Here is a 25,582-nt window from a genome sequence, read left to right on the forward strand (position 1 = left end):
GGCGGTTCGCCGCCGGTGGCGGTCAGATGTAGCCCTCGCGCAGCGCGTAGGCCACGGCGTGCGCGCGGTTGCGCAGCCGCAGGCGGGTGGTCAGGCTGTGCATCACGTTCTTGACGGTCCGCTCCGAGTACGACAGCTTGCTGGCGATCTCCCCGGTCTCCATGCCCTCCGCGACCAGCCGCAGGACGTCGACCTCGCGCGGGGTCAGCCCCGACGCCGGGTCACCGGGCAGGTGTTTGGCGTTGCGGTGCATGATGCCGACCTGGGTCATGAGCCGTCCGAGCAGGTCGGAGGGCAGGTCGCCGTCGCCCCGCGAGGCGGCGAGCACGGCCTGCAGGATGCGCTGCCCGGTGGCCTCATGGCGCCAGACTATGGCGCCCACCCCGCAGTCGATCACCTGGAGCAGTTCGGCCTCGCGGATCAGGTTCGCCACCAGCACCGCCCGTACGCCGTCGGTGCGGACGAGTTGGCGGAGCCGGGAGAGCGTGTTCTCGTCGAGCGCGACCGCGAGGAGGACCGCGACGGTCCCCGGTTGCCGGCTCTCCGCGTCGACCAACCGGATCTCCGGCCGCTGGCTGAGCTGGCTGGTGACTCCCGCGAGCGAGATCGGGTCCGGAGCGTGGACCGTGACGGGGATTCTGGAGGTGGCACCCGACAGATCAGAGGGCGTGGAGAGCACCACGGTCTCAGTCCTTTCGCCCGCACAGAGGTGGGAGTTGCACACTCCTGTGGTCAGTGTTTCCCGCGTCATCATGCTCCGCCATGTGAACCCATACCAACCCGTACCCACCTTCGGTCGCACCGCGGACGTAATCGGTAGGAGGGGGTTGAAGCGTTTCAGAGTTCCGCACCGACGACGTATCCGGCCAGTTGCCCTCGTCACAGCTCGGCGTGGACGGTTGCCCGTTCGGACCGGACGATCTTGCCCCTGTGGACACGCCGAGAGCCGCTGGGGACAGGCCCCAGGCGGCCGTTGGGCGTCCGCAGTGCCCGGTTCGTGGTGGTGTCGCTGCCCGAAGATGCCGTGTTCCCTGCCCGGTTGACCGTTCAACGATGGCCGAATCTGATCGGTTGGCCGAGGTTTCGGGTCGCGATCGCGCGGATCTGGCGGCGGCTGAAATTGAGAGCAGAATCACCGTGGTGAAAAGCGGAAGGGGCGCGTGGGATGTTTGTCCCCTCGCGCCGGAGCCGCCCCCCGGGGCGCGGGAGCACCCGGAAACCGGCGTGCCGCCGGGCGCTGCGGGCTCCGGAAGGCCCGTGGCTGAACGCTGTTGGACCGCGGTGACGGCACGCCGCGACGGAGGAGAGGACCCCGTATGACCCGGCCGACGCCCGATCCCGAGCCTGATTCCACCCCCGGACCCGCCGCAGATCCCACCCTTGATCCAGCCTCCGCGCGCGCGGCCGGTCCCACCCTCGATTCCGCCACCGCTCCCGTGCCCGATCCGGCACTTCCGCCGGCCGCCGCGGGCCGGGTGATCGTGCTCACCGGGCCGCCCGGTGCGGGCAAGAGCACCGTGGCGCGCCTGCTGACCCAAAGGCTCACGCCCAGCGTCCATTTGCACGGCGACGACTTCTGGTCCTTCCTCGTGCAAGGCGCGGTCCTGCCCTATCTCCCCGCCGCCCAGCGGCAGAACGAGGTCGTCGTCGGCGTGCTGGCCGAAGCCGCCTTCGGGTACGCCGACGGCGGCTACCAGGTGGTGTGCGACGGCGTCATCGGCCCCTGGTTCGTGGGCGCGTTCCGCGCCGCGGCCCGGACGCGGGACACCGAACTCCACTACGTCGTGCTGCGCCCGGACCAGGACACCACGCTGCGGCGGGCCACCGGTCGCGGCGCCGACGCGCTGACCGACCCGGAGCCCGTCCGCGCGATGCACCGGCAGTTCGCCGCCATCGAGGAGTTCGAGGCCCACGTCCTGGACAGCTCCCGGCTCACCCCGGAGGCCACCGCCGACGCCGTGCTGCGCGGCGTCGACGGCCGTACGTTCCTGCTGGGGGTCCCTGCGGACCGGCCGTGAGCGGAGGCGGGGGCAGCGTGGGGGGCAGTGGCGGGGAGCGGGTGCCGGGAGCGGGGTCAGGCCGTGTACTGGTGGGCGGCGTAGGTCAGATAGCCCGCGTCGCCGCCCTGGTAGTACGTCGCCTCGTCGACCGGGGCGATCGGGAGCCCGGCGCGCAGCCGCTCCACCAGGTCGGGGTTGGCGATGAAGGCCCGGCCGAAGCTGATCAGGTCCGCGCCCAGGCCGAGCCAGCGGTCGGCGTCGTCCCGGCCGGTCTGCTTCGGTCCCATCGGCAGCACCGGGTTCATGATGAGCGGGCCGGACCAGGCCCGGCGCAGCGCGATCAGCACCTCCTCGTCGGCGGTGGCCTCCAGGTGGACGTAGCCCACCCCGACCCGGGCCAACTCGGAGAGCAGCGCGGTGTACAGCTCGGGGACGTCGGTGTCCCGCACGCCCCAGAAGTCCGCGCCCGGCGAGAGCCGGATGCCGGTCCGGTCCCCGCCGACCGCCTCGACGGTCGCGGCCGCGGCCTCGACGGCGAAGCGGATGCGGTGCGCGATCGGGCCGCCGTAGCCGTCGGTGCGCAGGTTGGCGTTGGAGGACAGGAACTGCGAGATCAGATAGCCGTTCGCGCCGTGCAGTTCGACGCCGTCGAAGCCCGCGTCGACGGCGCGGCGGGCGGCGTCGGCGTACGACCGGGCCTGCTCGGGCACCTCGGCGGTCTCCAGGGCGCGCGGCACCGGGGCGGGCTGCGGGCCGGTCGGGGTGAACACGTCGCCGACCGCGGCGACCGCGGACGGCCCGATCGGCTGGGTGCCGATGGTGTCGGGGTGCGAGACACGGCCGCCGTGCATGATCTGGGCGAAGAGCCGTCCGCCGTTGGCGTGCACCGCGCCGGTCACCTCGCGCCAGGAGGCCACCTGCGCGTCGGTGTGCAGCCCCGGGGTGCCCGGGTTGGACTGCCCGATCGCGTTCGGCTGCACCCCCTCGGTCACGATCAGCCCGGCGCTGGCCCGCTGCGCGTAGTAGGCCGCCATCGACGGCGTGGCCAGCCCGCCCGCGGCGGCCCTGACCCGGGTCATCGGGGCCATCACCGTGCGGTTGGGCAGGGTCAGGTCGCCGAGCCGGTAGCTGCTGAAAAGGGTCGTCACGTCGGGACTCCTTCGCGGTCCACGGGCCCGGACCTCGGGCCCGTCGATTACGCTAGAACCTGACATTGACGTCAGAGGCAAGTTCTGTTGCGCACGCCACACCCGCGGTACGCGTGAGGCGGGGCGGAGCGCGGCGGAACACGGTACGAGGCAACGCGGTCAGCGGTCAGCCGTACGCGGTCGGGAGGAACAGGGTGCGGATCGGGGAACTCGCGGCAAGGTCCGGTGTCAGCGTCCGGTCGGTGCGCTACTACGAGGAGCAGGGGCTGCTCAGCAGCACCCGCAGCGCCAGCGGGCAGCGGCACTACACGGACCACGAGGTCGAGCGGGTCGCGTTCATCCAGCGGCTCTACGCCGGGGGCCTGTCCAGCCGCACCATCCTGGAGCTGCTGCCGTGCGCGGACGCCCCCAGCGAGCGGAACTCCGACGTCGCGCTGGAGCGGATGGCGCAGGAGCGTGACCGGCTCTCGGCGCACATCGCCGACCTCGTACGGACCCGCGCGGCGCTCGACGGGCTCATCGTCACGGCGCGGGAGTACCGCGACCAGTTGCGGACGGCGGGCGCGGGCGCGCCGGTGGCCTGCTGACGGGGTGACCCCGCGCTCCTGCCCGGGGGCCCGTTCGGGCTCCCGTGCCCGGCGTTGGCCGGCGTTGCCCGGCGGGCGGTCGGATGATCGGGTCGGGCGGTGAGCGGCGGCGACCGCCCCGCCCATGTGCGGCGGGGCGGCCCCGTATCACCCCCGGTGGTCCCGTTCCGGCGCGTGGGGCGACGAGCCCGCGAGCGGGGTCGAGTCGACGTACCGGACCTCGTAGCTGCGCTCCGTGAACCTCCAGCCGTCCGGGGTGCGCCGGTAGCGGTCGTGGTAGATCGAGTGGTTCAGGTGGGAGCTGCCGTCGCGCATCCGCCCGAGCTCCGACACGTAGGAGCGGCCCGTGGCGGTGTCGCCGTCGATCCGGATCGTGCCGGGGTGCACGTTCTGGATGAAGTACTCCCAGTTGGCCTGCAACCGCTCGATCCCGGCGCGGATCGCCTCGCGGCCGGTGAACTCGATGTGGCCGTCGGGGATGCGCCACACCCCGTCGGCGGTGAAGAGCGCGGCGAAGCGGTCGTAGTCGCCGGTCGTCCCCGCGTCGGTGAACTCACCGCGCAGCGCGTCGATCGCGCAGCGGTCGACGATGGTCAGGACATCGGTCATCGGGATGTCGGTCATCGGATTTCCTCCTTGTCGGTCGGGGGCCGTCGCCGGCCGCGAGGGGCCGGTCACCAGGCGTACGGGCCGAACCGGCCCCAGGCGACGAGCGCGGCGAGCAGCAGGATGACGGCGGTCACGGCCACGCCGGGCGGCTCCTTGCGGCGGACGTGCGTGGCGCCGGCCAGCGCCATCATGACGGCCAGCCCGGTCGCGGCGGCCGGGGTCAGTTCGGGGGCGACGCCGCTCGCGGCCGGGGCGATCAGCCCGATCGCGCCGAGCAGTCCCATCGCGCCGATGAACCGTACGGTCGGCGGGGAGAAGTCCTCGGCCCACGGAAACCAGCCGAGCAGCCGGTCCCTCGGCTGGGTGGCCTTGACCAGCCCGGACAGGGCGAACGAGGCGGCGAGTACCGCCTGGACCACCCACAGGAACGCGTTCATCGGGTCTCCCCCGTGTGATGCGGTGTGCTTCCGACCACTCCGACGAAGCAGCCGCGCGGATTGTGAGGCCGCCGGGTGGACCTCACAGTCCGGGGTGCCGCGTCGTCTTATGAGTGCGGGCAGTCGGGGGAGCAGGCGCGATCGAGGAGGTCGGCGGGACCATGAGCAGCGAATCCGGGCCGGACGGCGGCAGTGGAAGCGGCACCGGCCGGGCCGATCACTCCGGCCGACCCGATCAGGCCGAACCGTTCGCCGTCGACCGGGCCGAGCAGGCCGAACCGTTCGTCGCCGACCGGGCCCTTGACGCGGTGATGAGCGAACGGCGGCAGCTCATCAGCCTCGCCTACCGGCTGCTCGGCTCGCTCGCCGACGCCGAGGACGTCGTGCAGGAGACGTACGCCCGCTGGTACGCCATGGCGCCCCTGCAGCGGGCGGCGATCGAGTCCACCGGTGGCTGGCTGGCGAAGGTCGCCAGCCGGATCTGCCTGGACCTGCTCGGCTCGGCGCGGGCCCGGCGGGAGCGCTACGTCGGCGAGTGGATTCCGGAGCCGGTGCCCGACCGCACGGAGTGGGTCAGCGGATGGACCGGCGGCGCCGAGGTGGACCCGGCCGACCGGGTCACCCTCGACGAGTCGCTCAACATGGCGTTCCTCGTCGTGCTCGAAGCGATGACCCCGGCCGAGCGCGTCGCGTTCATCCTGCACGACGTCTTCCGCTACCCCTTCCCCGAAGTGGCCGAGATCGTCGGCCGTACGCCGGCCGCCTGCCGCCAACTGGCCACATCCGCCCGCCGCCGTGTCCGCGCCTCGCGCGGCCCGGGCACGCCGAACGCCCGACGCGCCCGGATCGTCAGGGAGTTCAAGGAGGCGTGGGAGGCCAAGGACGTCGAGGCGCTGATCGGCCTGCTCGACCCCGACGTCACGGCGATCGGCGACGGCGGCGGGGTCGTCGCGGCCCTGCCGCGGCCGCTGCGGGGCGGCGAGCCGGTCGCGGAGTACTTCGTCGGCCTCGTACGTCAGGCGGACGGCCTGACCATCCTGGAACGCACGGTCAACGGCCGGCCCGGACTGCTGCTCCAGTACGAAGGCGCCACCGTGGCGGTGCTGGCGCTCGACATCGTGGACGACCGGGTCACGCACGTGTGGGCGGTCCGCAACCCGGCCAAGCTCCGCCCCTGGACCTGACGTCGAGGCGGGCGCGGCGCGGCCCCGGGTACCGGAGCCGTCCCGCGCCCGCGTCGTGTCAGGTGAGGCCGCCGGTCGCGCGGAGGTTCTGCCCGGTGAGCCAGCGGCCGTCCGGCCCGGCGAGGAAGGCCACGACGTCGGCGATGTCGGCGGGTCGGCCGAGCCGGCCGAGCGGGGTGATGCCGATCACCGCGCCGAAGTCCGCGCCCGGGTTGGCCTCGCGCAGCAGATCCGTGTCCGTCGCGCCGGGCGAGACCGTGTTGACGGTGATGCCGCGCGCCCCCAACTCCTTCGCGCCCACCGAGGTCAACTGCTCGATCGCGCCCTTGCTCGCGGCGTACGGCGCGCTGCCCGGCGCGGGGCGGACCGTGTTGAGCGTCGAGATGTTGACCACCCGCCCGCCGTCGCGCATGTGCCGTGCCGCGTAACGCATGGTCAGGAACGTGGACTTGGCGTTGACCGCCATCACCTCGTCGAAGAGCGCCTCTTCGGTGTCGGCGAGCGGTGCCGGTGCGAAGCTCATCGCGGCGTTGTTGACGAGGATGTCCAGGCCGCCGAGCCGGTCCGCCGCGTCCTCCATCAGCCGTTCCGCGGCGCCGGCTTCGCCCAGGTCGAGCCGCATGCCGTGCGCCCGGCCGCCCGCGTCCGCGACGCTCCGCTCGACCTCCGCGGCGGCCTCGGCGTTCCGCGCGTACGTGAACACCACCTCGGCCCCGTCCCGGGCCAGCCGCTCCACGATCGCCCGGCCGATTCCGCGTGAACCGCCCGTCACCACGGCCGCCTTGCCCGTGAGCACCCCCATGACACCCTCCCCGTTCGCACCCGGCACTGTCCGCCGGGCAGCCTATGCCCGGACCCGCCCCGGGCTCCCGACTCCGGTGCGGGGGAGGGGAATTCCCGCGTCGGTCGGGGGAAGGCGGCAGAGGTCAGGACGGTGGGACCCGGAGGAGGCAGCGGTGCCGAAGACCCGAGCGGCAGGGAAGAAGGCGACGGCCCGGACAGCGGAGCCCGGGAGGGAGGACGAGGTCCGGGGGGAGGCGAGCGGGGAGCCGCCGTACCGGGCGGAGGCGGTGCGCGGCGACGGGCACTGGCACCTGAACGTGCGGAGCCTGGACGACCATCCGGACCGCGGCGAGGTGGACGCGCTCGTGGTCACCGTCACCCCGCGGCGCCCCGGCGACGACTTCCCCGCGGCCGACCTCGACCGCACCCTGGGCGAGTGCGGCTTCCGCCGCGAGGGCGAGTGGGCTCGCGAGAGCGCGCGGTGGACGGCTCCCTGCACCCATCCCTTCGTGCGCGCCGCGCCGCCGGCACCGGCCGCCGGATAGCGCCGCGCCCGAGTCGGTATCGGCATCGGCGCCAGTGCCGGCGGCGCGCTATCCGGCGCTGCCCGCCGCCAGCTCGCCCAGCAGCGCCCAGGTGCGCCGCCGCGCCGCCTCCCCGGCGATGTCCGTGCCCGAGAACACCACTTCGGTCGCCCCGGCGTCCCGGTAGCGCCGCACCTCGGCGGCGATCGCCTCCTCGTCGCCGATCACGGCCACGTCGGACGCCCGCGTGCCGCCGGAGAGTTCGATGACGCGCGCGTAGGACGGGATCTGCTCGTAGAACGCGAGGTTCTCGGTGACCTTCGCGCGCACGGCGTCCACGTCGTCGGTCACCACGCCGGAGACGAGCGCCACGATCCGCGGTGCCGGGCGCCCCGCGGCCTCGGCCGCCGCGGTGACGGCGGGGACGATGTGCTCGGCCAGCGCCTTGGGTCCGGCGAGGTACGGCAGGATTCCGTCGGCCAGTTCGCCGCTGGCCCGCAGCGCCTGCGGGCCCATCGCGGCCACCAGCAGCGGCACGCCGCCCTCGGCACCGGGCACCCGCGCGGAGACCGGGGTGCCCGCGGTGAGCAGCTCGCCGTGGAAGTCGGCGGTGCCGGTCTCGGTCAACTGCCGCAGCGCGGTGAGGAATTCGCGCAGCCGGGCGATGGGCCGCTCGAAGGGGATGCCGAACCCCGCCTCGGTCAGGTGCTTGGTGCCGAGCGCGAGCCCGAGGTGGTAGCGGCCGTGCGTGGCCGCCTGGGCGGTCTGGGCCTGGCTGGAGACGATCAGCGGGTGCCGCCCGAAGACGGGGATCGCGGAGGTGCCCACCTGGAGGTCAGGCACCTCCCGCCCGACGATCGCCGCGAGTTGGGGCGAGTCGGCGCCGAAGGTCTGCCCGAACCAGGCGGACCGCAGCCCGGCCGCCGCGGCCTCCTCGGCGAGTCGTACGGTGGCGTCGATCTGGTTGCCGGTGCCGGTCGCGCTGAGTGTCACTCCCACAGTCATGCCGTGTCCAACGAGCCCCGCGCGCCCGGGCATTCCGGTCCGCCTGCGACAGTCTCGTGACGGCAGTGTGTACGGGAGGCGGCCGCAGGTACGGGCCGCCCAACGCCCGGGCCGCCGTACGGGCTCAGCCGAACCGGCGGATCACGTCCCTGACCTGCGGCACGCAGTCGCCCCACGCGCCGAAGTGCGCGATCGTGCTGATGAGTTCGCGCAGGTGCAGCAGCGGCATCCGCTCCCGCCAGCCGTCCGGGAGCGGCAGGACCTCGTGGTAGGCGGCGAAGAAGGACTCCGGCGGCCGGCCGGTGCAGTACATCATGCTGAGCTCGGACTCCGCCCACATCCAGCACACCGCGGGGTCGATGAAGGCCGGGGCGCCGTCGGACGCGGCCACCACGTTGCCCTGGTAAAGGTCACCGTGGTTCAGCACCGCGGGTCCGCCGGGCATCAGCCGGGGGAGGCGGTCGCAGATCCGCTCCAGGCCCGCGAGGTCGGCGGGGTCGAGCGCGGCGCGCACCTTCGGCTCGCGGAGGTAGCGCAGCACCCGGTGCTCGGCGAAGAACGCGTGGCCGTCGTCGGTCCAGGCGTTCGTCTGGGGGAGGAGGCCCAGCCATCCCTCGGCGTGCCACCCGAAGCGGTCGCCCCGGACGGCGTGCAGGCGGGCGACGGCGCGGCCCGCCTCCGCCCAGAACGCGTCCCCGTCGGCGGGCGCCGGCTCCAGTGCCTCCAGCAGGAGGTGGCGGGCGCTCACCTCGATCACCCGCGGGGTGCGCAGCCCACCCTGCTCCCGTAGCACCCGCAGGCCCTCCGCCTCCTGCGCGTACAGGTCGGGAGGGGCCTGCTCCGAGCTCTTGAGCACGACCCGGGTGCCGTCGGCGAGCGTCAGCCGCCGTACGTCGTTCACGGCCCCTCCGCTGAGCGGCTCGTCCGCGACGGCCTCTCCGACGAAAGCACTCGGCAGGCTCCGCCACGGCTCGCAGCCGCCGCCATCCCGATCCGTCACTCCCGGTTCCTCCCACCCGACCTCCGGCCGGCACCGTTCCACGCCCCGGCCGCCGAACGCCAACGGTACGGCGGGTACGAGCGGTACGGCGGGGCGGCCGGCACGGCACGGGGCCGCGGTCAGGGCACGGTCACGACGATCTTGCCGCGGGCGGGCAAGGCCGCGGCGATGCGCGAACTCGGCGCGAAGGTCACCGGGTACGGCGACGGTCTCGCGGACCGCGTGCGCGCCCTGGCCCCCGGCGGCGTCGACCGGGTCCTGGACATCGGCCCCGGCGGCCAGCTCCCCGAGCGCGGCGCGGAGGTCATCGTGGCATCGGGCGCCGAGACGGCAGGCGCTCGACTCGTGGGCGGCCGCGCAGCAGGCGAGCGGGAACACCGCGTGCACCGGCACGGTGAAACGGCCCTCGGCGGCCAGTGCCACCGCCACCGCGAGACCGGCGTGGGCCGGCCGCGAGGTGGCGCCGGGGCCCGCGGTGCGGGAGAACCGTACGCCGTGGTCGGGTGCGGTGGGGTCGGCGATCGTCACGACCCGGTCCGGGCCGCCCGCGAGGGCGACCAGGTCGGCCGGCGAACCCGCACCCGCGGTGTCGAGCACCGCGTCCGGGTCGCCCGCCGGTGGTGGCCGCCGTCGGGAAGGACGCGCCGGCGGGGCCGGGGGCCCCGGCGGGCCCGGCAGCGTCGCCGCGCTCTGATCAAGGTGCCGTGCGGGGCCCGCCACCTGGGGCGGGAGGGGGCTGTTGTTGAATGAGGTACGGGCCGCGGCCGACCCGTGGCGGGGCCCTGGTCCGGAGGCAGTCGGCACGAGGGTGGGAATCAGCAGGTGAGCGCGCAGCCGGTGTCGCTGAGAAGCCTCATACCGGCGGTGTTCCTGCCGGTGCTGGTCTTCGAGACCGGGATGGGCGCGCTCGCGCCGGTACTGGCGCTCAGCGGCCGGGCGCTCGGCGCGGGTGTCGGCACCGCGGGGCTCGTGCTCGCGCTGCTGGGGGTCGGGCAGATCCTCGGCGACGTGCCGGCCGGGGCGCTGGCGGCACGGCTGGGCGACCGCAAGGCGATGCTCGTCGCCTCAGGCGTCACCGCGGTCACCCTCAGCGGGTGCGCGCTGGCCCGGAACGTCTGGCAACTGGCGCTGGCGGTCACCGTCACCGGGGCGTCCAACGCCGTGATCATGCTGGCCCGGCAGTCCTATCTGACCGAGGCGGTGCCCCCGCGGCTGCGGGCGCGGGCGCTGTCGACGCTCGGCGGGATGTCGCGGGTGGGCGCGTTCGTCGGGCCGTTCCTCGGCGCGGCCGTGCTGACCGGCGGCCGCCCGGTGCACGACATCTACTGGCTGGCGCTGGTGTGCACGGCCGTCACCGTGGTGGTCCTGCTCACCGTGCCCGACGTCGCCGAACCCGCCACCGGCGGCGGCAAGAAGCCCGTGCCGGTGCGCGCGGTGCTGCGCGACCACCGGAAGGTCTTCCTCACCCTCGGCCTCGCGGTCCTGCTGGTCGGCTCGGTCCGGGCCACCCGGCAGACCGTGCTGCCGCTGTGGGCCGAGCACCTGGGCCAGAGCCCGTCCTCCACCAGCGTCGTGTTCGGCATCGCCGGGCTGATCGACACGCTGACCTTCTACCCCTCCGGCCAGGTGATGGACCGGGCCGGCCGGCTGTGGATCGCGGTGCCCTCCATGCTGGTGCTGGGCGGCGCCCAGGCCGCCCTGCCGCTGACCCACACCCTCACCGAACTGACCGTGGTGGCGATGCTGATCGGCTTCGGCAACGGGATCGGCAGCGGCATCCTGATGACCCTGGGCGCGGACGTCGCACCGCCGGAGACCCGCTCGCAGTTCCTGGGCGTGTGGCGGCTGTGCGCGGACTCCGGCAGCGCCGGCGGCCCGCTGGTGGTGTCGGCGGCCGCCTCGCTCGGGAGCCTCGCGGCCGGCATCTCGGTGATGGGCGCCGTGGGCATCGCGGCGGCGGGCGCCCTGCTGCGCTGGGTGCCGCGGTACTCGGCCTTCGCCACGACCGGCGCGCGACGGGCGAGCACCGCGGTGGTCGGCGTCCGGCCCCGCCCGCCCGGCCCGGGCGCGTCCCGCGACGCGCCGCACGAGACGTCCCGCGACGCGCCGCACGAGACGTCCCGCGACGCGCCGCACGAGACGTCCCGCGACGCGCCAGGCCCCTGACGCCGGCCGGGCGGCCCCGTACGCCCGCGTCGCCGCGTGCCGCCCGCCCGCGCCGCACTAACCCCGCGGGGCCGGCCAGGCGGCCAGGCGCGCCGACAGCGCGGCCCCCGACACCCGGGAATTCACCCGAACGGCCCGCGCGGATGTCCCGCGCGACCGAATGACCCGAGGCTGGTCAGCATGCGGCTGCACCGGCCCAAGCTGGCGTGGTACCTACCGGCACTGGCCCTCCTCGTGACCTGTTCGGCGCCGCAGCACCCGGCGAACGCGCCGCGGCAGGGCTCTGCCGCGATCCACCCGGTGTCGCTGCGGCCGAACGTCGTGCTGCGCGCGGGATGGCACGCGGACGAGAAGGACGTACGGCCGGGGCTGGTCTACGACCACTCGGTCAAGGCGGTGTTCGTGCACCACACGGACAACCCCAACACGTACGACTGCCGGACCGACGTCCCCAAGATGTTGCTGGCCCTCGAACAGCGCCATATCGCCCTGGGTTGGGACGACCTCGGCTACAACTTCATCGTCGACCGGTGCGGCGGCATCTACGAGGGCCGGACCGGGAGCGTCGACCGCGACCCGCGGGGCTCGCACACCGAGGGTTTCAACAACGACACCGTCGGAATAGCGGCGCTCGGCAACTTCGGGGGCGGGCAGAAGGTGCCGCACGCGATGCTGGAGGCGATCGCCGAGATAGCCGCCTGGAAGCTCGACCCCGGGGTCAACCCGCTGGGCCGGGTGCGCCTGGTGTCGAGCAACAACGCGAGCCTCTACCGGAAGGGGACGGCCGCGGAGCTGAACGTGATCTCCGGCCACCGCGACGTCTACCAGACCGACTGCCCGGGCCAGGCGCTGTACGACGACCTGCCCTGGGTCCGGCAGGAGGCCGCGCGGCTGCGGCAGCAGGCCGCCCGGGACGGCTGACCCGCCGGGCCGCTCCGGTCACGGCACCGGCTCCGGTCACGGCATTCGGCTCCGGTTCCGGCCACTGCACCGGCTACGGCGCGGTGAAGAGCGCGGCGAAACCGGGCGCGAGCCAGGGCCTGCGACCCCAGGCGGCGATCTTGCCGCGGGCGAGGGCGCCCATGCTGGTACGCCTGCCGAGCGCGAGCAGGAAGAACGTGACCGGCTCGGCCACGATCGTGCAGTCCGCGCGCCGCGGCGGCTCCCGCGTCACGGCCACCGCGCCGTCGGTGAACGTCACGGCGAGCCGGGGCCCGCCGCGCAACCTCAGGGCGTAGCAGGCGTTGTGGCCGGTGGCGGAGCGCGGGTCGACCACCCGGGGCATCGCCGTGGTCAGGAACGGCAGTGTGAGCACGACCCGTTCGCGGTCGATCATGTGCGGCCGGCGCAGCGCCACCGCGATGTCGTAGCCGTGGCCGAGCATGTGGGTCAGCAGATACGAGCCGAGGGTGCCCAGATCCATCGGGCCCATCGGGGTGAGCACCTGCTCGTCCGCCGACCGTGCCCCGGTCGCGTCGGTAAACGCCTTCGCGTGCCGCACGATCTCGTCCGCCAGGATGGACGGGTCCCGCTCCGTGAAGGCTTGCAGGGAGGCGGAGTTGGCTGCCGCCAGGCCGCCCGGGGTCCCGTCGCCGTACGGCCGCTCTCGGCCGGCGGCGAGGTCGGCCATCAGCGCGTTGGCCAGGGCCAGATGGGCGGCTGCCTCGCCAACGGTCCACTGCGCGCCGGGAATCGGCGCGGCCGGGTCCGCACCCGCGCGGAGCAGTTCCGCGGTCCGCTCGGCGACGGCGTGGACGGCCGCGGACAGCGGTGACGCGGTGGTGGTCCCGGAGCGGGGGGTGTCCATGGTGCTGAAGGGTGACCCAACTCCGTACGTCTGTCCAGGGCCCGCACGTCCCCGCCGCCACGCGGACCCGCGCCGCCCCCGTACGAGGAGGGCGGCGCGGATGCGTTCAGCGGGTGCGGGTGCGGGTGCCGGTGGCGCGCGGGCCGGTGGCGCGCGGGCCGGTCAGTGCATCCACAGCAGGTACAGGCCGTTCGTGCCGTACTCGCAGATGTAGACCGGGCCGTGCACGGGCGCGTCGGCCTGGGCCTGGGCGACACAGCTGTCGTAGGTCGGGAAGTAGCCCATGAACATGAAGCCGCTGCCGGGAGGCGGGGACGCCTGCGCCGCCGTGGTGGCGACGCCGAGGCCGAGGATCGCGGTGGCGGCGACCGTGGCCGCGCGGGCGAGGACCTTCTTGCGCATGTGGATCACAACTCCTTTCCGGGCAGGCGGAGTTGCCTGCCGAATGGCCAGGGGTGTGGTGCAGGGGGTGGCGCGCGCGGCCCCCACACTGCCGGGAGCCGCCCTCCGTTTTCAATAGGTCCAGACCAATTGGTGACGGTGGGGCGGTTGGGTTTCCCGCGGTCACGCGCAGTGGCCCGCGCGGCCGGACCGATGAGTTTCGCCGGCGCGAGCGGTCCACTTGTACGAAGGTTCCGTTCCCGCGGCCGAAGACGGCCCGGGCGGACCGCACCGTCCGAAGCGCACGAGGAGATCGAGATGACCGCCGGCAGCCAGAACGGCCCCGCGAGCTACTTCCCCGCGATCGAGAAGAAGTACGGCCGCCCGATCGCGGAGTGGAAGGAGCTGATCCGTGCCTCGCCGCTGACCGGGCACATGGAAGTGGTCAACTGGCTGAAGGCCGAGCACGGGCTCGGGCACGGCCACGCCAACGCGCTGGTCGCCCACACCCGGGCGGAGGACGCGGCGGCCTGACCCCCGCCCGGCCCGACCCCGCCCGGGTGGGGCGCGGCGGGTGGTACCGGTGCTACGGGCGGGCCGGGTCCGCCGCCGGCTCCTCCCGCGAGCCCGCTGCCGGGTCCGCCACCGAGCCCTCCTCCGTACCCGTACCTGTACCCGTATCCGTTTCCGTACCCGCGCCGGCGCGGGCCTGCCTGCGGGACCTGGCCAGGGCCGGGTCGAGCACCGGCACGGCGGCGAGCAGGCGCCGCGTGTACGGGTCGCGCGGGTTGCCGTACACCTCGTCGGCGGTGCCCTCCTCGACCACCCGGCCCGCCCGCATCACCGCGACGCGGTCGCTGACCTGGCGGACCACCGCGAGGTCGTGGGCGACGAAGACCAGCGACAGCCCCAGGTCCCGCTGGAGTTCGCCGAGCAGGGCGACGACCTGGGCCTGCGTGCTGACGTCCAGCGCGGAGACCGGCTCGTCGCAGACCACCAGACGCGGGCGGGGCGCCAACGCCCGGGCGATGCCGACCCGTTGGCGCTGGCCGCCGCTGAACTCGTGCGGGTAGCGGTGGTACCAGGACGGTTCGAGGCCGACCCGCTCCAGCAACTCGCCCACCCGCGAGGTGATCTGCTGCTCGGTCAGGTCGCCCGCCACCCGCAGCGGGTCGGCGATCGACTCGCCGATGCTGCGGCGCGGGTTCAGCGAGGAGACCGGGTCCTGGAAGACCATCTGCAACTCCCGTCGCAACGGCCGCAGTTGCCGCTCTCCGAGCCGCACGATGTCCTTGCCGCGGTAGCGGACGGCGCCTTGCGTGGGGTCGAGCAGCCGGACCAGCATCCGCCCCAGCGTGGTCTTGCCGCTGCCGCTCTCCCCGACGACGCCGAGGGTCTCGCCCTCCCGGACCACCAGGTCCACGCCGTCCACCGCGGCGAACCGGCCCCGGCCGCGCCCGAACTCCTTGCGCAGCCCGGCGGCTTCGAGCAGCACCTCGCCGCCCTGCCGCGGGTCGGCGACGGTCGCACCGCTCAACTCGCGTGCGGGGGAGCCCTTTTCCCGGTCCGGTACCCCTTCCGGCGACGGTTCCGCTTCCGCCACCGATGCCCCTTCCACCGCCGGTTCTGCTTCCGCGGCGATGGGAGCGAGCCGGGGCACCGCGGACAGCAGCGCGCGCGTGTAGGCGTGGCCGGGGTTCGCCAGCACCTCGCCGGTGGGGCCGGATTCGACTGCGGCGCCGTGCTGGAGGACCAGCAGCCGGTCCACCGTGCCGGCGGCGACGCCGAGGTCATGGGTGACCAGCAGCAGCGCCAGGTCGGAGCCGGTGCGCAACTCGTGGAGCAGGTCGAGGACCTGCGCCTGCACGGTGACGTCGAGCGCGGTGGTCGGCTCGTCGGCGACGATCAGCCGCGGCTCGCAGGCCAGGGCCATGGCGATGAGCGCCCGCTGCCGCATCCCGCCGCTGAACTCGTGCGGCCGGGACCGGGACCGGCGGGCCGCCTCGGGGATGCCGACCCGGTCCAGCACCTCCACGGCCCGGGCGCGACCAGCGGCGCGGGAGACCCGGCGGTGCACCCGGTAGACCTCGGAGATCTGGTCGCCGACCGCGAGGTAGGGGTCGAGCGCGCTGAGCGGGTCCTGGAAGACGACGGCGGCGACGCCGCCGCGCAGCCGCCGCAACTCCTCCTCGGGCGCGGTGAGCACGTCGGTGCCGGCCACCCGGACCGTCCCGCTCACCTCGGCGCCGGTGCCGCGGTGCAGCCCGAGCAGCGCGTACGCGGTGGCGGACTTGCCCGAGCCGGACTCGCCGACCAGACCGAGTGCCTCGCCGGGCCGCAGGGTGAAGCCCACCCCGTCGACGGCCCGTACCGTCCCGGACTCGGTGCGGAAGTCGATCCGCAGGTCGGCGACCTCGACCAGCGGCGCGTCCGTACGCCCGGGGGAACCGACCTCGGCCCCGGCCCCGGCCCCGGCTTCCGGCGCGGACGTGGACGCGGACGCGGACGCGGACGTGGACGCGGACAGCGGAGCGTTGGCGGTCACGCCAGCACCACCCTTCGGTCGGTGAGGGCGTAGAGCACGTCGGCGACCGCGTTGGCGACCACCACCGCGAGGCCCATGACCAGGACGATTCCCACCACCACCGGCAGGTCCTTCAACTGCACGGACTGCACCAGCTGCTGGCCGAGCCCGGGGACGCCGAAGAGCGTCTCGGTGAGCAGCGCGCCGCCGAACATCGTGCCCAGGTCCAGCGCGGACAGCGCGATCACCGAGGCGAGCGCGCCGCGCAGCGCGTGCCGGCGGACGATCGCGCCCTCGGGCACGCCGTACGCGCGGAAGGTGCGGATGTGGTCCTCGGCGAGCGTCTCCAGCATGGAACTGCGGGTCAGCCGGGCGTACTTGGCGGCCTCGACCAGGGCCAGCGCGAGCCACGGCAGCAGCAGGTTCCAGGCCCACTGCTCGGGGTCGGAGGTCAGCGGCACGTACGTCGGGTACGGCAGCCAGCGCAGCCACGAGCAGCAGACCAGAAGCAGCAGGATGCCGGTGATGAACACCGGTGTGGCCGTGCCGAGCAGGGTGAACCCGGTGAGCAGCCGCTCCACGAGGGTGCCGCGGCGCAGCGCGGACAGCAGGCCGGTGCCCACCCCGATGACCAGCCACAGCACCATGGCGCCCAGCGCGAGCGAGGCGGTGGCCGGCAGCTTCTCGGCGACGACGTGGGTGACCAGGTCGCCGGTGCGGTAGGACTGGCCCAGGCACGGCGCCGGGCAGTGCAGGGTGCCCGTGCCGGTGCTGTAGTCGTGGCCGGCGAACACCCCCTGCAGGAAGTGCCAGAACTGGACGTACACCGCGTCGTCGAGGCCCATCTGGGCGCGGACCTGGGCGACCTGGGCGGTGGAGCAGCGCGGCCCGCAGGCGAGTTGGGCGGCGTCGCCCGGGGCGAGGTAGAACACGGCGTAGAGCACGGCGGCCAGCACCAGCAGCACGGCGGCCGCCTGGAGCAGGCGCCGCCCGGCGAAGCGGATCACGACGCGCCCCCCTTGCGGGTGCCGATCCGCAGCCGGCTGCGCGAGCGCGGGTCGAGCGCGACCCGCACGCCCTCGGCGAACACCGTGAAGGCGAGCACCGTGACGAGCAGCAGCAGCGCGGGCAGCAGGACGTACGCGGAGTCGGCCTGGTACCAGGTGGAGGCGGTGGAGAGCATCTGTCCCCACGACGCGGTGGGCGGGTTGACGCCGATGCCGAGGAAGGAGAGGCCGGCCTCGGAGACGATGTTGCCCGGCAGCAGGATCGCCGCGTAGGTGAGCACCGGAGCGACCAGCGCGGGCAGCAGTTCGCGGCGCGCGGTGCGCCAGCCACTGGAGCCGGCCAGCCGGGACGCGGCCACGTAGTCGAGGGACTTCTGGGCGAGCACCTGGGCGCGGACGATCTTGGCGACGCCGCCCCAGGCGAGCAGGCCGAGCACCAGGGCGAGCAGCAGCGGGCGCGGGAAGCCGCCGGGCACCACCGCGAGCAGCGCGATGGCGAAGACCAGCGCGGGCAGCGTGACGAAGATGTCGGCGACGCGGCTGAGCAGCCCGTCCACGGCCCGGTTGCCGAGCCCGGCGGCCAGCCCGAACGCCGTGCCGATCACGACTTGCAGGATCGTGGCGCCGAACGCGACGGCGAGCGAGGTGCGCGCGCCGTAGACGAGCCGGGCGAACAGGTCGCGGCCGGTACCGGGTTCGACCCCGAGCCAGTGCGTGCCGCTCACCCCGCCGAAGTGGCCGAGCGGGACCGCGCCGGCCTTGGAGTCCAGCAGCGCGGCGTGGTAGCTGGTGGTGTCCTGGCCCTCGACGGCGGCCAGCAGCGGTGCGGCCACGGCCACCAGCACCAGCAGCGCCACCACGGCGCCGCCGGCCAGGGCGGCGCGTTCGGCCCGCAGCCGGCGCCAGAACTGCCGTCCGCCGGGGATCGGCCCGCCCGGCACCGGGTCGCCGGAGGACGGCCCGGCCGCGGCCGGACCGTCCCCGGCGAGGGTGAGTTCGACGCTCACGACGTCACTTCACCGCGGCCTGGGAGATGTCCAGCACGCCGGTCCAGTCGCTGATCACCACGTTGCGGATGTTCTTGCCGAACAGCCGCTTGTAGACGGGGTGGACCAGCGGCACGGTCAGCGCCTGGGCGCCGATCTTCTGGTCCAGGGCGCCCCAGCGCTTCGCCGCCGCGCTCAGGTCGGTGATCTTGTCGATGGCGTCGATCTCGTTGTTGACCGACGGGTCGTTCAGCTGGGAGCTGTTGAAGTTGTAGCCGTCCTTCACGATCTGCCGGCCGTCGAAGATCGGGCCGAGGAACGGGCCGCCGGACGGCCAGTCGGCGCCCCAGCCGGCCAGGAACAGGCCCGGCTCGGTCTTCACGCTGTAGACCTTGTCGTCGAACGCGTTGTGCTCCAGGCCGTCGAGCTTGACGGTGATGCCGGCCTTCTTCAGCGCCTCCTGCACGGCGGTGGCGACCTCGGGGCCCTCCTCACCGCCCTTGTTGGTGTCGTGGGTGAGGGTGACGGTCAGCCCGTTCGGGTAGCCGGCCTCCTTCAGCAGCTCGCGCGCCTTGGCCGGGTCGCCGCTCTTGCCCGCCGGGAACGGGTCGTAGGGCGTGTAGCCGAACGCGGCCTGCGGGGGCAGGAAGGTGGTGGCGGGCTCGGCGAGCGAGGAGCCGCCGTCGGCGTCCACCACGGTGGTCCGGTCGATGGCGTACGCGACGGCCTCGCGCACCTTGATGTTGTCGAACGGCTTCACCTTCGGGTTGAACGCCAGGTAGTCGGTGTAGCCGAAGTGGCCGGTGCCGACCCGGGCGGACAGCGCCTTGTCCCCGGTGGTCTTGGCGAGCTCGGCGGGGCCGAGGTTGGTGTCGGTGGTGACCGCGTCCGCGTCCTTGCCGACGCCCGCGGACAGCCGCTGGTTGATCACGGCCTGGTCGAGCCCGGACTGCACGTCGATGGTGTCGGGGTAGGCGCGCCGCTGGTCGTCACTGGCCTGCGACCAGTTCGGGTTGCGCCGCAGCACGATGTGCTCGCCGTTGTTCTGGTTGCTGACGACCTCGTACGGGCCGGAGGAGACCGGGTGCTCGGCGTACTTGGTGCCGGTGTCCTTCGCCTTGGGCACCGGCGCGAAGGAGGTCTGCGTGGCGAGCAGCGGGAAGTCGCCCTCGGGCTTGCGCAGGTGGAAGACGATCGTCTTCGCGTCGGGCGTCTCGATCGAGGACAGCCCCTTGGGGTCCTTGTACGGGCCCTGGTAGTCCTGCGCGCCGACCAGCCAGTCCCGCAGGTAGGGGGCGCCGCCGGACAGCTCCGCCGCGAAGGAGCGCTCGATGTCGTACTTGATGTCGGCGGTGGTGATGGCCGTGCCGTCCTGGTACTTCAGCCCGTCCTTGAGGTGGTACGTCCACACCGTCGCGTCCTTGCTGGGCTCGCCGGTGTTCGTGGCCAGGTCCGGGACGACCTTGTTGCCGGCCGCGCCGTTCTCCCGCGCGCGGGTGGTCAGGGTGCGGTAGACCAGCGAGGGGACGTTGCCGCCGCCGGAGGTGTAGAGCCGGGCGGGGTCGAAGTTGTTCTGCGGCTGGTTGTTCAGCACGTAGAGGGTGCCGCCGCGGTGCGGGGTGGAGTCGGAGCCCTTCGCGGCCGAGTCGGCGCTCTTGGGGCCGCAGGCGACGGCCCCTCCGGCGAGGGCGAGACCGACGGCTATGGCGCCCAACTGCCGTGGAGACAGGGACAAGCGAGACATGGCAGGGCCTTTCCCCGGGCGTGCGGTCACCCGGGCGGGGGGAGGCGCGCGCCCGGGGCGCGCGGGACAAACGGGGGATACGGGGATGCGGGGATGGGGCGTCATGCGGGGGACGGTCGGCCCGGGTGGTCAGCTGACCGTGCGGGCGGACCTGCCGGAAAGGCCCCGGGCGCGGCAGACCCCCGACCGCGGTCGGGGGTGGCTCGGCGAAGGGGGGCCGGGTGCGCGATCAGCGACAGTGCACGTCGGCGACGCTGTGCCCGGTCACGCCGATCAGCGCCAGCTCGATGCTGGCGCGGACCAAGGGGCGGATGGGGCACAGGTGCATGGCAGAAGAGTGCGCAGACGCACCACGAATTGTCAAAGTCGGACGTTGATGATCACAAAGGAACACTTATGCACAGGGTGGGCCCTAGGGGCGGAGGGCGCGGCGGACCTGCCACCAGGTGAGCCCCGCCACGGCGGTGGCCGCGACGGCGACCGCGATCTGCGGCTTCAGCCGGTCGGTGGGGCCGTTCACCCGCCTCGCGCGCACCGCCCCGTTCGACTGCCAGCTCAGCGCCGAACCGTTCGACTGCCCCGACAGCCACGAGCCGAACGACTGGAACGACCCGAGCGACACCGCGGACATCGCCGACCCCAGCGACCCGAACGACCCGACCGACGCCACCGACCCGACGGACAGCACCGACCCGGCCGCCCCGATGGACAGCACCGACTCGGTGGAGGCGATGGACAGCAACGAGTTGTGCGACCGGATCGACCAACGTGACGACATGCCCCCATCCTCCCCGATCACCCCGGTGCGGGCCACAGCGCGGGGTGCCCCGCGGGCGCGGGTCGCCCAGGGTGGCACCGTCCGCTCCCGGCGCGGGGGTTGGCGTTGGCGGGGGCGCGGGGCGCCGGGAGCGGGGTGGGGTCAGCTCTGGGTGTAGGTGTAGTGCGGGGAGTCGTACTGCGGGCCGTTCTTCTCGTAGGTGAACCAGTAGGTGACGACCGAGCCGGAGGTCAGGGAGCCGACGTTCTGGGTCCAGGTTCCGCCGTTGTCGGTCATCCGGAGGTTCTGCTGGCCGCCGCCGTTGACCTGGTAGTGCACGTCGACGTAGGCCGCGGGGGTGGTCGGTGTGAAGCTGATCAGCGCGTCGCTCGCGTCGACCCGGGTGGCGTTCGCGGTGTAGTCGGAGGTGGTGGTGCCACCGGTCGTGCTGCCGCCCGTGGTCGTGCCGCCGGTGGTGGTCCCGCTGGTCGTCCCGCCGTCGGTGCTGCCGGTCGTGGTGCCGCCGGTGGTCGTGCCGCCGGTGGTGCCGCTGCTCCCGCCGGTCGTCTGGTAGACCGCCATCCAGTCGACGCTCATGCCCGCGCCGGAACTGATGTCGGCCGACGGCGAGGTGCAGCCGCAGACCTTGTTGGGATACGAACCGCCGATCGCCACGTCGAAGATCGCGAAGAAGCCGTGGTCCACGGCCGCCTGCCAGGTGGCCGTGGAGACCTCGTTCTCGTCGACGGTGTAGGTCAGGTTGCCGTCGAGGTAGAACCGCAGCTGCTCCGCCGAGGTGTTGGTGCGGTCCACGATCACCGAGTAGGTGTGGTACCCGGTCTGGCAGCCCCCGCACGCCTGGAGCCCGCTGCTGATGCCGTCCGGGTCATGGCACTCCCCGGCCCAGACGCCGCAGTGGAAGGTGGTGGAGTGCTGGCTCAGCGCGTTGACGTCCTCCATGATGTCCATCTCGCCGATACCCGGCCAGTTGGTCGCCCCGACCGGCCTGGCGTCCGCGCCCATCGCCCAGAACGCGGGCCAGTAGCCAAGCCCGCTGGCCGGGTTGGGCTGCTCCAGCGACGCGCTGATCTCCAACTGGCCGCCGGCCGGCGCGGCGAAGTCGGTGCGCTGGGTCTCGATCCGGCCCGAAGTCCACTGCCCCGACGCGTCCTTGACCGGCTTGATCACCAGATGACCGGCGCCGTCCTGGTAGACGTTCGTCGTCGAGTCGGTGGCCGTCTCCAGCTCGCCGGTGCCCCAGTTCGCCGCGGCGCCGGGGTAGTTGTAGCCGGTCCCGGTGTCGTAGAGCCAGTTCGACCGGTCGAGTCCGGTGCCCGCGGCGCCGTTGAAGTCGTCACTGAAGACGGTGCTCCACCCGGTGGGGGGTGCCGGCGCGGCCACCGCGGCCGAACCGCCGGAGACCGTCAGCGCGAGCACCCCGGCGAGCAGCAGGAGGAAGGCGCTGAGCACGGCGATCGGCCCCCGCCGACCACGACGGCGGCCGGGCGGACGGAGGCGGAGCGGGGGACGGAGAGGGGGCGGGGGACGGAGCCGGAAACGGTTCTGGCCGCCTTGCGCGGCACCGGAGTTCGGCATGCGTGTCACGGGTGATCCCGACCTTTCTGCGGGTGCGACTTGGACCGCGGTGAGGCCGGACGCGGCGCGGAGACCGGAAGGTGCGCACCGGAGTGGGGGGTCCCGTCTCCTTCGCACCGCGTCGTGAGAGCGCTCTCAGAGCGGCGGATCGAGGCGAGTGTCGGGCTCCCGCCAGGTTCACGTCAAGGCGTCGGGCGGGATCGGGTGGGAATGCCCGCGGGTACGGGGGAGCGGGCGGTGGTGACCCGGGGGCGGGTGCGGCGGGGTACCCGGGGAGGCGTGCGGCGGGGTACCCGGGCGTGGCCGGTAGGGACACACAGGGAGGGGTACGCGGGCGCGTCGACGGGGACCTCCTCGCCCGGCGTGCCACCAACCCCGGCTCCGTACGGCCGGGTTGACCTGCCCCCGCCACCCCGGTGCGGGAACCGCGGAAGAGTGCCCCCTTCGCCCTCCAACGGTGCCCCGGCGTACCTGGACGGGCGCCGGACGCTCCGGGTAGAACAAGAAGATCCGCTTGCTGGAGGAGGAGAACGTGGCTTCTGCCATGGACAGGGAAAACGCTCGCGCGCAAGGACGCGCGGCCGCTCCCGGGCGTCGCCCCAACGCTCCCGCGCACGCGCCCTCCCGAGGGATTCTCGGCCTTCAGAGCACGGCCGGGAACGCCGCTGTCGTGCAGATGCTCCGCAACGGCGGACCCGCCGGCGGCCGGAACGACCATGAGCACAGCGCCGGTTGCGGCCACGGCACGGAACAGGCCGCCGTGCAGCGCTCCGCGGTCCACTCGGTGCTGCAAGGCCCGGGCCGACCGCTGGACGCCGCGCTCCGCTCCGAGATGGAAGCACGCCTCGACGCGGACTTCTCCAACGTCCGTGTCCACACCGACAGCGCCGCGCAGCGGTCCGCGGCGGAGATCGGTGCCCGCGCCTACACCTCGGGCAGCCACGTGGTCATCGGCCAGGGCGGCGGCGACAAGCACACCCTCGCCCACGAGTTGACGCACGTCATCCAGCAGCGCCAGGGCCAGGTGGCCGGAACGGACCACGGCAACGGGCTCCGGGTGAGCGACCCGTCCGACCACTTCGAGCGCACCGCCGAGGCCAACGCGCAGCGGGTGATGAGCGGCCCCGTACCCACCAGGGGCCACGAAGCCGGCCACCAGGCAGACGACGCCGCCGGCGCCGCACTCACCCCGACCGTCTCCCGGGCGATCCAGCGCGTGTACGGCGGCCGTCACTACGTCCAGTACGGCAACACCACCAACGACGTGGGCACGTACATGAGCGCGGAGCTGCACCCCCGCTCCCTGGGCAAGGGCAGCTCCCCCCGGGTCAAGCCCTCGTGGTGGCCGTCGTCGAAGACCGCCACCGGTGCCTGGTTCGCCCGGAACATGGTCCAGGGCCACCTGCTCAACGAGAACCTCGGCGGCCCCGGGAACACCCTGACGAACCTCACCCCGCTCACCAAGACCGGAAACTCCAACCACCTTCACTACGCAGAGGCGAACGTGAAGAAGGAGATCAAGAACGGCAACGTGGTGGAGTACGAGGTCGTCGCCCACTTCGACGGGATCACGGGGCGGGAGCTGGGCGCGTCAGGCTCGGTGGCGGCCGACATCGACCAGAACTACCAGTACGTCATCCCCTCCCACCTCGCCTGCGACGTCCAGGTGTACGACCCCCGGGGCAAGTGGCTGTACGGCGAGAGCTGGTACGTGCGCAACACCAAGTAGCCCGGCGCAGCCGGCTGCACGCCTGGCGTGGTCTCAGGAGAGGGCCGTGCCGTCGGAGTTGACGAACTGCCAGGTGATGCCGGTGACGACGCCGGTACCGGTCGGGGCGAACTCGGTGAACGCCGGCTCGCTCAGGTCGATGTGGGTCGCGTCGCAGCTCGGGCACTTGTCCTCGACCGGGACGGTGATGGTCTGGCCGTTGTAGGTGACCTGGACCGAGATCCCGTCGCACAGCGGGTCGTTGTTCGGGTTGGCGGTGGTCCACCACTGGTACGACACGGCGACCAGGTACTGGCTGGACGCGTCGATGGGGGTGCCGCAGGCGCCGTAGCCGGCGTCGTCGTAGTACGTCATCTCGCCGGTCATGGGCTGGCCGATCGGCACGTCGGCCGCGGCCGGCCCGCCGCCGAGCAGAAGCAGCGCCGAGGCGCCTGCCGCGCCGCCGATCCAGTGGCCGATACGTCGCGCGATGCGCAATGTCCTTCTCCTGTCCGTCTGTTCAGCGTGGGGGGACTGAGCAAGCGTTCCGAGCAAGGCGTTCCGTGCGGCGCGCTCCGAGTACGGCGGGTCCGCATCTCTGACGGTACGCGAACAAGCGCTTCCCGGGTACGGTGCCTCACCCCGCCCGGGTGCCCTACTGCTCGGCGCCTTCCCGGTAGGCGTCCTCGGGGGGCGGGCAGGGCGGCAGGTGCATGGAGGCGAGGCGTTCGGGGTCGCCCACCGAGAGGATCTCGACGATGCGGCCGCCGGCCACCGTGCACGCCATGACGCTGTGCGGCTTGCCGTTCGCGCGCCAGGCGATGATGCCGGTGCGGCCGTTGACCCGGGCGGGGCGGGCGATGATCGAGGTGCCGGCGCCGAGCCGGGCCCGCTCGGCCACCGCGGTGGCGCCGTGCCGGACCACCAGACCGTGCGGAGCGTAGGAGCGCCAGGTCACGTCCGGGTCGAGCACCTGGAGCAGCCCCTCGAAGTCGCCGTGCCGTGCCGCCGCGAGGAACGCCTCGACCACCGCGCGCTGCTCCCGCTCGCCGGACGGGCGCGGGGTGCCCCGCACCTTGCGGCGAGCCCTGCTCGCGAGCATCTTCGCGGCGTCCGTGGACCGGTCGAGGATCTGGCCGATCTCGTCGAACGGCACCGCGAACATGTCGTGCAGCACGAACGCCAGCCGTTCGGCGGGGCCGAGGGCGTCGAGCACCACCAGCAGCGCCAGCCCGACCGACTCGGCCAGCAGCGCGGCGTCCTCCGGGGCGTCCCCGTCGTCCTCGGTCACCACCACCTCGGGCGGCGGGTCGTCGTAGGCGGCCTCGGGGTGGGCCCGGCGCGAGCGCAGCACGTCGATGCAGACCCGGCCGACCACGGTGGTGAGCCAGCCGGCGAGGTTGTCGATCGCGGCCGCGTCCTGGCGGGCCAGCCGCAGCCACGCCTCCTGCACCGCGTCCTCGGCGTCGGCCCGCGACCCGAGCATCCGGTGGGCCACCGCCACGAGCCGCCCGCGCTGCTCCTCGAAGGCACCCGCCAGTGCTTCGTCCCGAAGCGGTCCGGTCGTCATCTCGTCACCTTCCTCGATCGATCCACGTCACCGCTGTGACGCGCCCGGGAGGAGGAAGG

General features: G+C 73.5%; 26 protein-coding genes and 1 pseudogene. 8 read left to right on the forward strand and 19 right to left on the reverse strand.

Going from position 1 to position 25,582, the window contains the following annotated elements; translation table 11 throughout:
• Window positions 1–22: 22 nt before the first annotated feature.
• Complete coding sequence (locus ACIPAE_RS02475; RefSeq protein ID WP_328467069.1) at window positions 23–682, reverse strand: response regulator transcription factor; 660 nt, start codon at window positions 680–682, stop codon at window positions 23–25.
• 634 nt (window positions 683–1,316) lie between these two features.
• On the opposite strand from ACIPAE_RS02475, the gene ACIPAE_RS02480 reads away from it, so the two are divergent.
• Window positions 1,317–2,018: an AAA family ATPase gene (locus ACIPAE_RS02480; RefSeq protein WP_402442374.1), complete on the forward strand. Its 702-nt coding sequence runs from the start codon at window positions 1,317–1,319 to the stop codon at window positions 2,016–2,018.
• A gap of 56 nt (window positions 2,019–2,074) precedes the next feature.
• Here ACIPAE_RS02480 and ACIPAE_RS02485 read toward each other — a convergent pair whose 3' ends face one another.
• Complete coding sequence (locus ACIPAE_RS02485; RefSeq protein ID WP_329366628.1) at window positions 2,075–3,148, reverse strand: alkene reductase; 1,074 nt, start codon at window positions 3,146–3,148, stop codon at window positions 2,075–2,077.
• Window positions 3,149–3,342: 194 nt separating this feature from the next.
• Here ACIPAE_RS02485 and ACIPAE_RS02490 point away from each other — a divergent pair, with 194 nt between their 5' ends.
• On the forward strand, window positions 3,343–3,735 hold the full coding sequence (locus tag ACIPAE_RS02490; RefSeq protein ID WP_328467075.1) for a MerR family transcriptional regulator: 393 nt from the start codon (window positions 3,343–3,345) through the stop codon (window positions 3,733–3,735).
• 147 nt (window positions 3,736–3,882) lie between these two features.
• Here the strand turns inward: ACIPAE_RS02490 and ACIPAE_RS02495 are convergent, their stop codons facing one another.
• The gene (locus ACIPAE_RS02495; protein ID WP_329366626.1) at window positions 3,883–4,359 is read right to left on the reverse strand and encodes a nuclear transport factor 2 family protein; all 477 of its coding nucleotides are present in this window, start codon (window positions 4,357–4,359) and stop codon (window positions 3,883–3,885) included.
• Window positions 4,360–4,409: 50 nt separating this feature from the next.
• Window positions 4,410–4,781 (reverse strand): DoxX family protein, encoded by a 372-nt coding sequence (locus ACIPAE_RS02500; RefSeq protein ID WP_402442375.1) that lies wholly within the window; start codon window positions 4,779–4,781, stop codon window positions 4,410–4,412.
• A 311-nt stretch (window positions 4,782–5,092) separates the two neighbouring features.
• On the opposite strand from ACIPAE_RS02500, the gene sigJ reads away from it, so the two are divergent.
• Complete coding sequence (gene sigJ / locus ACIPAE_RS02505; protein ID WP_402442650.1) at window positions 5,093–5,965, forward strand: RNA polymerase sigma factor SigJ; 873 nt, start codon at window positions 5,093–5,095, stop codon at window positions 5,963–5,965.
• A gap of 58 nt (window positions 5,966–6,023) precedes the next feature.
• Here sigJ and ACIPAE_RS02510 read toward each other — a convergent pair whose 3' ends face one another.
• The gene (locus ACIPAE_RS02510; RefSeq protein WP_402442376.1) at window positions 6,024–6,767 is read right to left on the reverse strand and encodes an SDR family NAD(P)-dependent oxidoreductase; all 744 of its coding nucleotides are present in this window, start codon (window positions 6,765–6,767) and stop codon (window positions 6,024–6,026) included.
• 154 nt (window positions 6,768–6,921) lie between these two features.
• Between ACIPAE_RS02510 and ACIPAE_RS02515 the strand changes: the two genes are divergently transcribed.
• Window positions 6,922–7,293, forward strand: coding sequence for a hypothetical protein (locus tag ACIPAE_RS02515; protein WP_329366620.1), 372 nt, complete (start codon window positions 6,922–6,924; stop codon window positions 7,291–7,293).
• Between the two features lie 48 nt (window positions 7,294–7,341).
• On the opposite strand, the gene ACIPAE_RS02520 is transcribed toward ACIPAE_RS02515, so the two are convergent.
• From ACIPAE_RS02520 to ACIPAE_RS02530, 3 genes and pseudogenes are all read right to left on the reverse strand, one after another.
• Window positions 7,342–8,277, reverse strand: coding sequence for a TIGR03564 family F420-dependent LLM class oxidoreductase (locus ACIPAE_RS02520; protein WP_402442377.1), 936 nt, complete (start codon window positions 8,275–8,277; stop codon window positions 7,342–7,344).
• A gap of 124 nt (window positions 8,278–8,401) precedes the next feature.
• Window positions 8,402–9,319, reverse strand: coding sequence for a fructosamine kinase family protein (locus tag ACIPAE_RS02525; protein ID WP_402442651.1), 918 nt, complete (start codon window positions 9,317–9,319; stop codon window positions 8,402–8,404).
• 294 nt (window positions 9,320–9,613) lie between these two features.
• Window positions 9,614–9,880 (reverse strand): annotated as a pseudogene (locus ACIPAE_RS02530) (zinc-binding dehydrogenase); the annotation flags it as partial.
• 219 nt (window positions 9,881–10,099) lie between these two features.
• Here ACIPAE_RS02530 and ACIPAE_RS02535 point away from each other — a divergent pair.
• A complete protein-coding gene (locus ACIPAE_RS02535; protein WP_402442379.1) occupies window positions 10,100–11,443 on the forward strand; it encodes an MFS transporter in 1,344 nt (447 codons plus the stop codon).
• Window positions 11,444–11,623: 180 nt separating this feature from the next.
• Window positions 11,624–12,364 carry an N-acetylmuramoyl-L-alanine amidase gene (locus tag ACIPAE_RS02540; protein ID WP_329366610.1) on the forward strand — a complete coding sequence of 247 codons (741 nt, stop codon included), beginning with the start codon at window positions 11,624–11,626 and terminating at the stop codon, window positions 12,362–12,364.
• Window positions 12,365–12,437: 73 nt separating this feature from the next.
• Here the strand turns inward: ACIPAE_RS02540 and ACIPAE_RS02545 are convergent, their stop codons facing one another.
• Together ACIPAE_RS02545 and ACIPAE_RS02550 are read right to left on the reverse strand one after the other, a co-directional pair.
• On the reverse strand, window positions 12,438–13,250 hold the full coding sequence (locus ACIPAE_RS02545; protein WP_402442381.1) for a maleylpyruvate isomerase family mycothiol-dependent enzyme: 813 nt from the start codon (window positions 13,248–13,250) through the stop codon (window positions 12,438–12,440).
• A 162-nt stretch (window positions 13,251–13,412) separates the two neighbouring features.
• Window positions 13,413–13,652, reverse strand: a complete 240-nt coding sequence (locus ACIPAE_RS02550; protein ID WP_328467098.1) for a hypothetical protein — start codon at window positions 13,650–13,652, stop codon at window positions 13,413–13,415.
• Window positions 13,653–13,949: 297 nt separating this feature from the next.
• Here ACIPAE_RS02550 and ACIPAE_RS02555 point away from each other — a divergent pair, with 297 nt between their 5' ends.
• Window positions 13,950–14,165 (forward strand): DUF4287 domain-containing protein, encoded by a 216-nt coding sequence (locus tag ACIPAE_RS02555; protein ID WP_329366604.1) that lies wholly within the window; start codon window positions 13,950–13,952, stop codon window positions 14,163–14,165.
• 52 nt (window positions 14,166–14,217) lie between these two features.
• On the opposite strand, the gene ACIPAE_RS02560 is transcribed toward ACIPAE_RS02555, so the two are convergent.
• The 7 genes from ACIPAE_RS02560 to ACIPAE_RS02590 form a co-directional block, all read right to left on the reverse strand.
• A complete protein-coding gene (locus ACIPAE_RS02560) occupies window positions 14,218–16,053 on the reverse strand; it encodes a dipeptide ABC transporter ATP-binding protein (protein WP_402442652.1) in 1,836 nt (611 codons plus the stop codon).
• Window positions 16,054–16,172: 119 nt separating this feature from the next.
• Window positions 16,173–17,162 carry an ABC transporter permease gene (locus ACIPAE_RS02565; RefSeq protein ID WP_366409692.1) on the reverse strand — a complete coding sequence of 330 codons (990 nt, stop codon included), beginning with the start codon at window positions 17,160–17,162 and terminating at the stop codon, window positions 16,173–16,175.
• Window positions 17,159–18,103: an ABC transporter permease gene (locus tag ACIPAE_RS02570; protein ID WP_329374091.1), complete on the reverse strand. Its 945-nt coding sequence runs from the start codon at window positions 18,101–18,103 to the stop codon at window positions 17,159–17,161. The genes ACIPAE_RS02565 and ACIPAE_RS02570 overlap by 4 nt, the downstream gene beginning before the upstream one ends.
• A 70-nt stretch (window positions 18,104–18,173) precedes the next feature.
• Entirely contained in the window at window positions 18,174–19,892 is a 1,719-nt protein-coding gene (locus ACIPAE_RS02575; RefSeq protein WP_366409693.1) for an ABC transporter substrate-binding protein, read from the reverse strand.
• A gap of 229 nt (window positions 19,893–20,121) precedes the next feature.
• A complete protein-coding gene (locus tag ACIPAE_RS02580) occupies window positions 20,122–20,220 on the reverse strand; it encodes an Ms4533A family Cys-rich leader peptide (RefSeq protein WP_329366598.1) in 99 nt (32 codons plus the stop codon).
• Window positions 20,221–20,304: 84 nt separating this feature from the next.
• The gene (locus ACIPAE_RS02585; RefSeq protein WP_402442385.1) at window positions 20,305–20,670 is read right to left on the reverse strand and encodes a hypothetical protein; all 366 of its coding nucleotides are present in this window, start codon (window positions 20,668–20,670) and stop codon (window positions 20,305–20,307) included.
• A gap of 141 nt (window positions 20,671–20,811) precedes the next feature.
• Window positions 20,812–22,119, reverse strand: a complete 1,308-nt coding sequence (locus ACIPAE_RS02590) for a glycoside hydrolase family 16 protein (protein ID WP_329366594.1) — start codon at window positions 22,117–22,119, stop codon at window positions 20,812–20,814.
• 802 nt (window positions 22,120–22,921) lie between these two features.
• Between ACIPAE_RS02590 and ACIPAE_RS02595 the strand changes: the two genes are divergently transcribed.
• Window positions 22,922–23,974 (forward strand): DUF4157 domain-containing protein, encoded by a 1,053-nt coding sequence (locus ACIPAE_RS02595; protein ID WP_366409807.1) that lies wholly within the window; start codon window positions 22,922–22,924, stop codon window positions 23,972–23,974.
• 33 nt (window positions 23,975–24,007) lie between these two features.
• Here the strand turns inward: ACIPAE_RS02595 and ACIPAE_RS02600 are convergent, their stop codons facing one another.
• Both ACIPAE_RS02600 and ACIPAE_RS02605 read right to left on the reverse strand, forming a co-directional pair.
• A complete protein-coding gene (locus ACIPAE_RS02600; protein WP_329366592.1) occupies window positions 24,008–24,451 on the reverse strand; it encodes a cysteine/serine endopeptidase inhibitor in 444 nt (147 codons plus the stop codon).
• Window positions 24,452–24,608: 157 nt separating this feature from the next.
• Entirely contained in the window at window positions 24,609–25,523 is a 915-nt protein-coding gene (locus ACIPAE_RS02605) for a sigma-70 family RNA polymerase sigma factor (protein ID WP_402442387.1), read from the reverse strand.
• Window positions 25,524–25,582: the final 59 nt, after the last annotated feature.

The sequence above is a fragment of the Streptomyces sp. NPDC087270 genome, from assembly GCF_044744625.1.
In the GTDB taxonomy this organism is placed as follows: Bacteria; Actinomycetota; Actinomycetes; order Streptomycetales; family Streptomycetaceae; genus Actinacidiphila.

Bases quoted from the DNA above. Each gene is read 5' to 3' on its own strand.
- ACIPAE_RS02550 (WP_328467098.1), bottom strand. From the start codon at position 13,652: ATGCGCAAGAAGGTCCTCGCCCGCGCGGCCACGGTCGCCGCCACCGCG.
- ACIPAE_RS02495 (WP_329366626.1), bottom strand. From the start codon at position 4,359: ATGACCGACATCCCGATGACCGATGTCCTGACCATCGTCGACCGCTGC.
- ACIPAE_RS02480 (WP_402442374.1), top strand. From the start codon at position 1,317: ATGACCCGGCCGACGCCCGATCCCGAGCCTGATTCCACCCCCGGACCC.
- ACIPAE_RS02540 (WP_329366610.1), top strand. From the start codon at position 11,624: ATGCGGCTGCACCGGCCCAAGCTGGCGTGGTACCTACCGGCACTGGCC.
- ACIPAE_RS02595 (WP_366409807.1), top strand. From the start codon at position 22,922: ATGCTCCGCAACGGCGGACCCGCCGGCGGCCGGAACGACCATGAGCAC.
- ACIPAE_RS02510 (WP_402442376.1), bottom strand. From the start codon at position 6,767: ATGGGGGTGCTCACGGGCAAGGCGGCCGTGGTGACGGGCGGTTCACGC.
- ACIPAE_RS02605 (WP_402442387.1), bottom strand. From the start codon at position 25,523: ATGACGACCGGACCGCTTCGGGACGAAGCACTGGCGGGTGCCTTCGAG.
- ACIPAE_RS02500 (WP_402442375.1), bottom strand. From the start codon at position 4,781: ATGAACGCGTTCCTGTGGGTGGTCCAGGCGGTACTCGCCGCCTCGTTC.
- ACIPAE_RS02545 (WP_402442381.1), bottom strand. From the start codon at position 13,250: ATGGACACCCCCCGCTCCGGGACCACCACCGCGTCACCGCTGTCCGCG.
- sigJ (WP_402442650.1), top strand. From the start codon at position 5,093: ATGAGCGAACGGCGGCAGCTCATCAGCCTCGCCTACCGGCTGCTCGGC.
- ACIPAE_RS02520 (WP_402442377.1), bottom strand. From the start codon at position 8,277: ATGACTGTGGGAGTGACACTCAGCGCGACCGGCACCGGCAACCAGATC.
- ACIPAE_RS02580 (WP_329366598.1), bottom strand. From the start codon at position 20,220: ATGCACCTGTGCCCCATCCGCCCCTTGGTCCGCGCCAGCATCGAGCTG.
- ACIPAE_RS02555 (WP_329366604.1), top strand. From the start codon at position 13,950: ATGACCGCCGGCAGCCAGAACGGCCCCGCGAGCTACTTCCCCGCGATC.
- ACIPAE_RS02575 (WP_366409693.1), bottom strand. From the start codon at position 19,892: ATGTCTCGCTTGTCCCTGTCTCCACGGCAGTTGGGCGCCATAGCCGTC.
- ACIPAE_RS02585 (WP_402442385.1), bottom strand. From the start codon at position 20,670: ATGTCGTCACGTTGGTCGATCCGGTCGCACAACTCGTTGCTGTCCATC.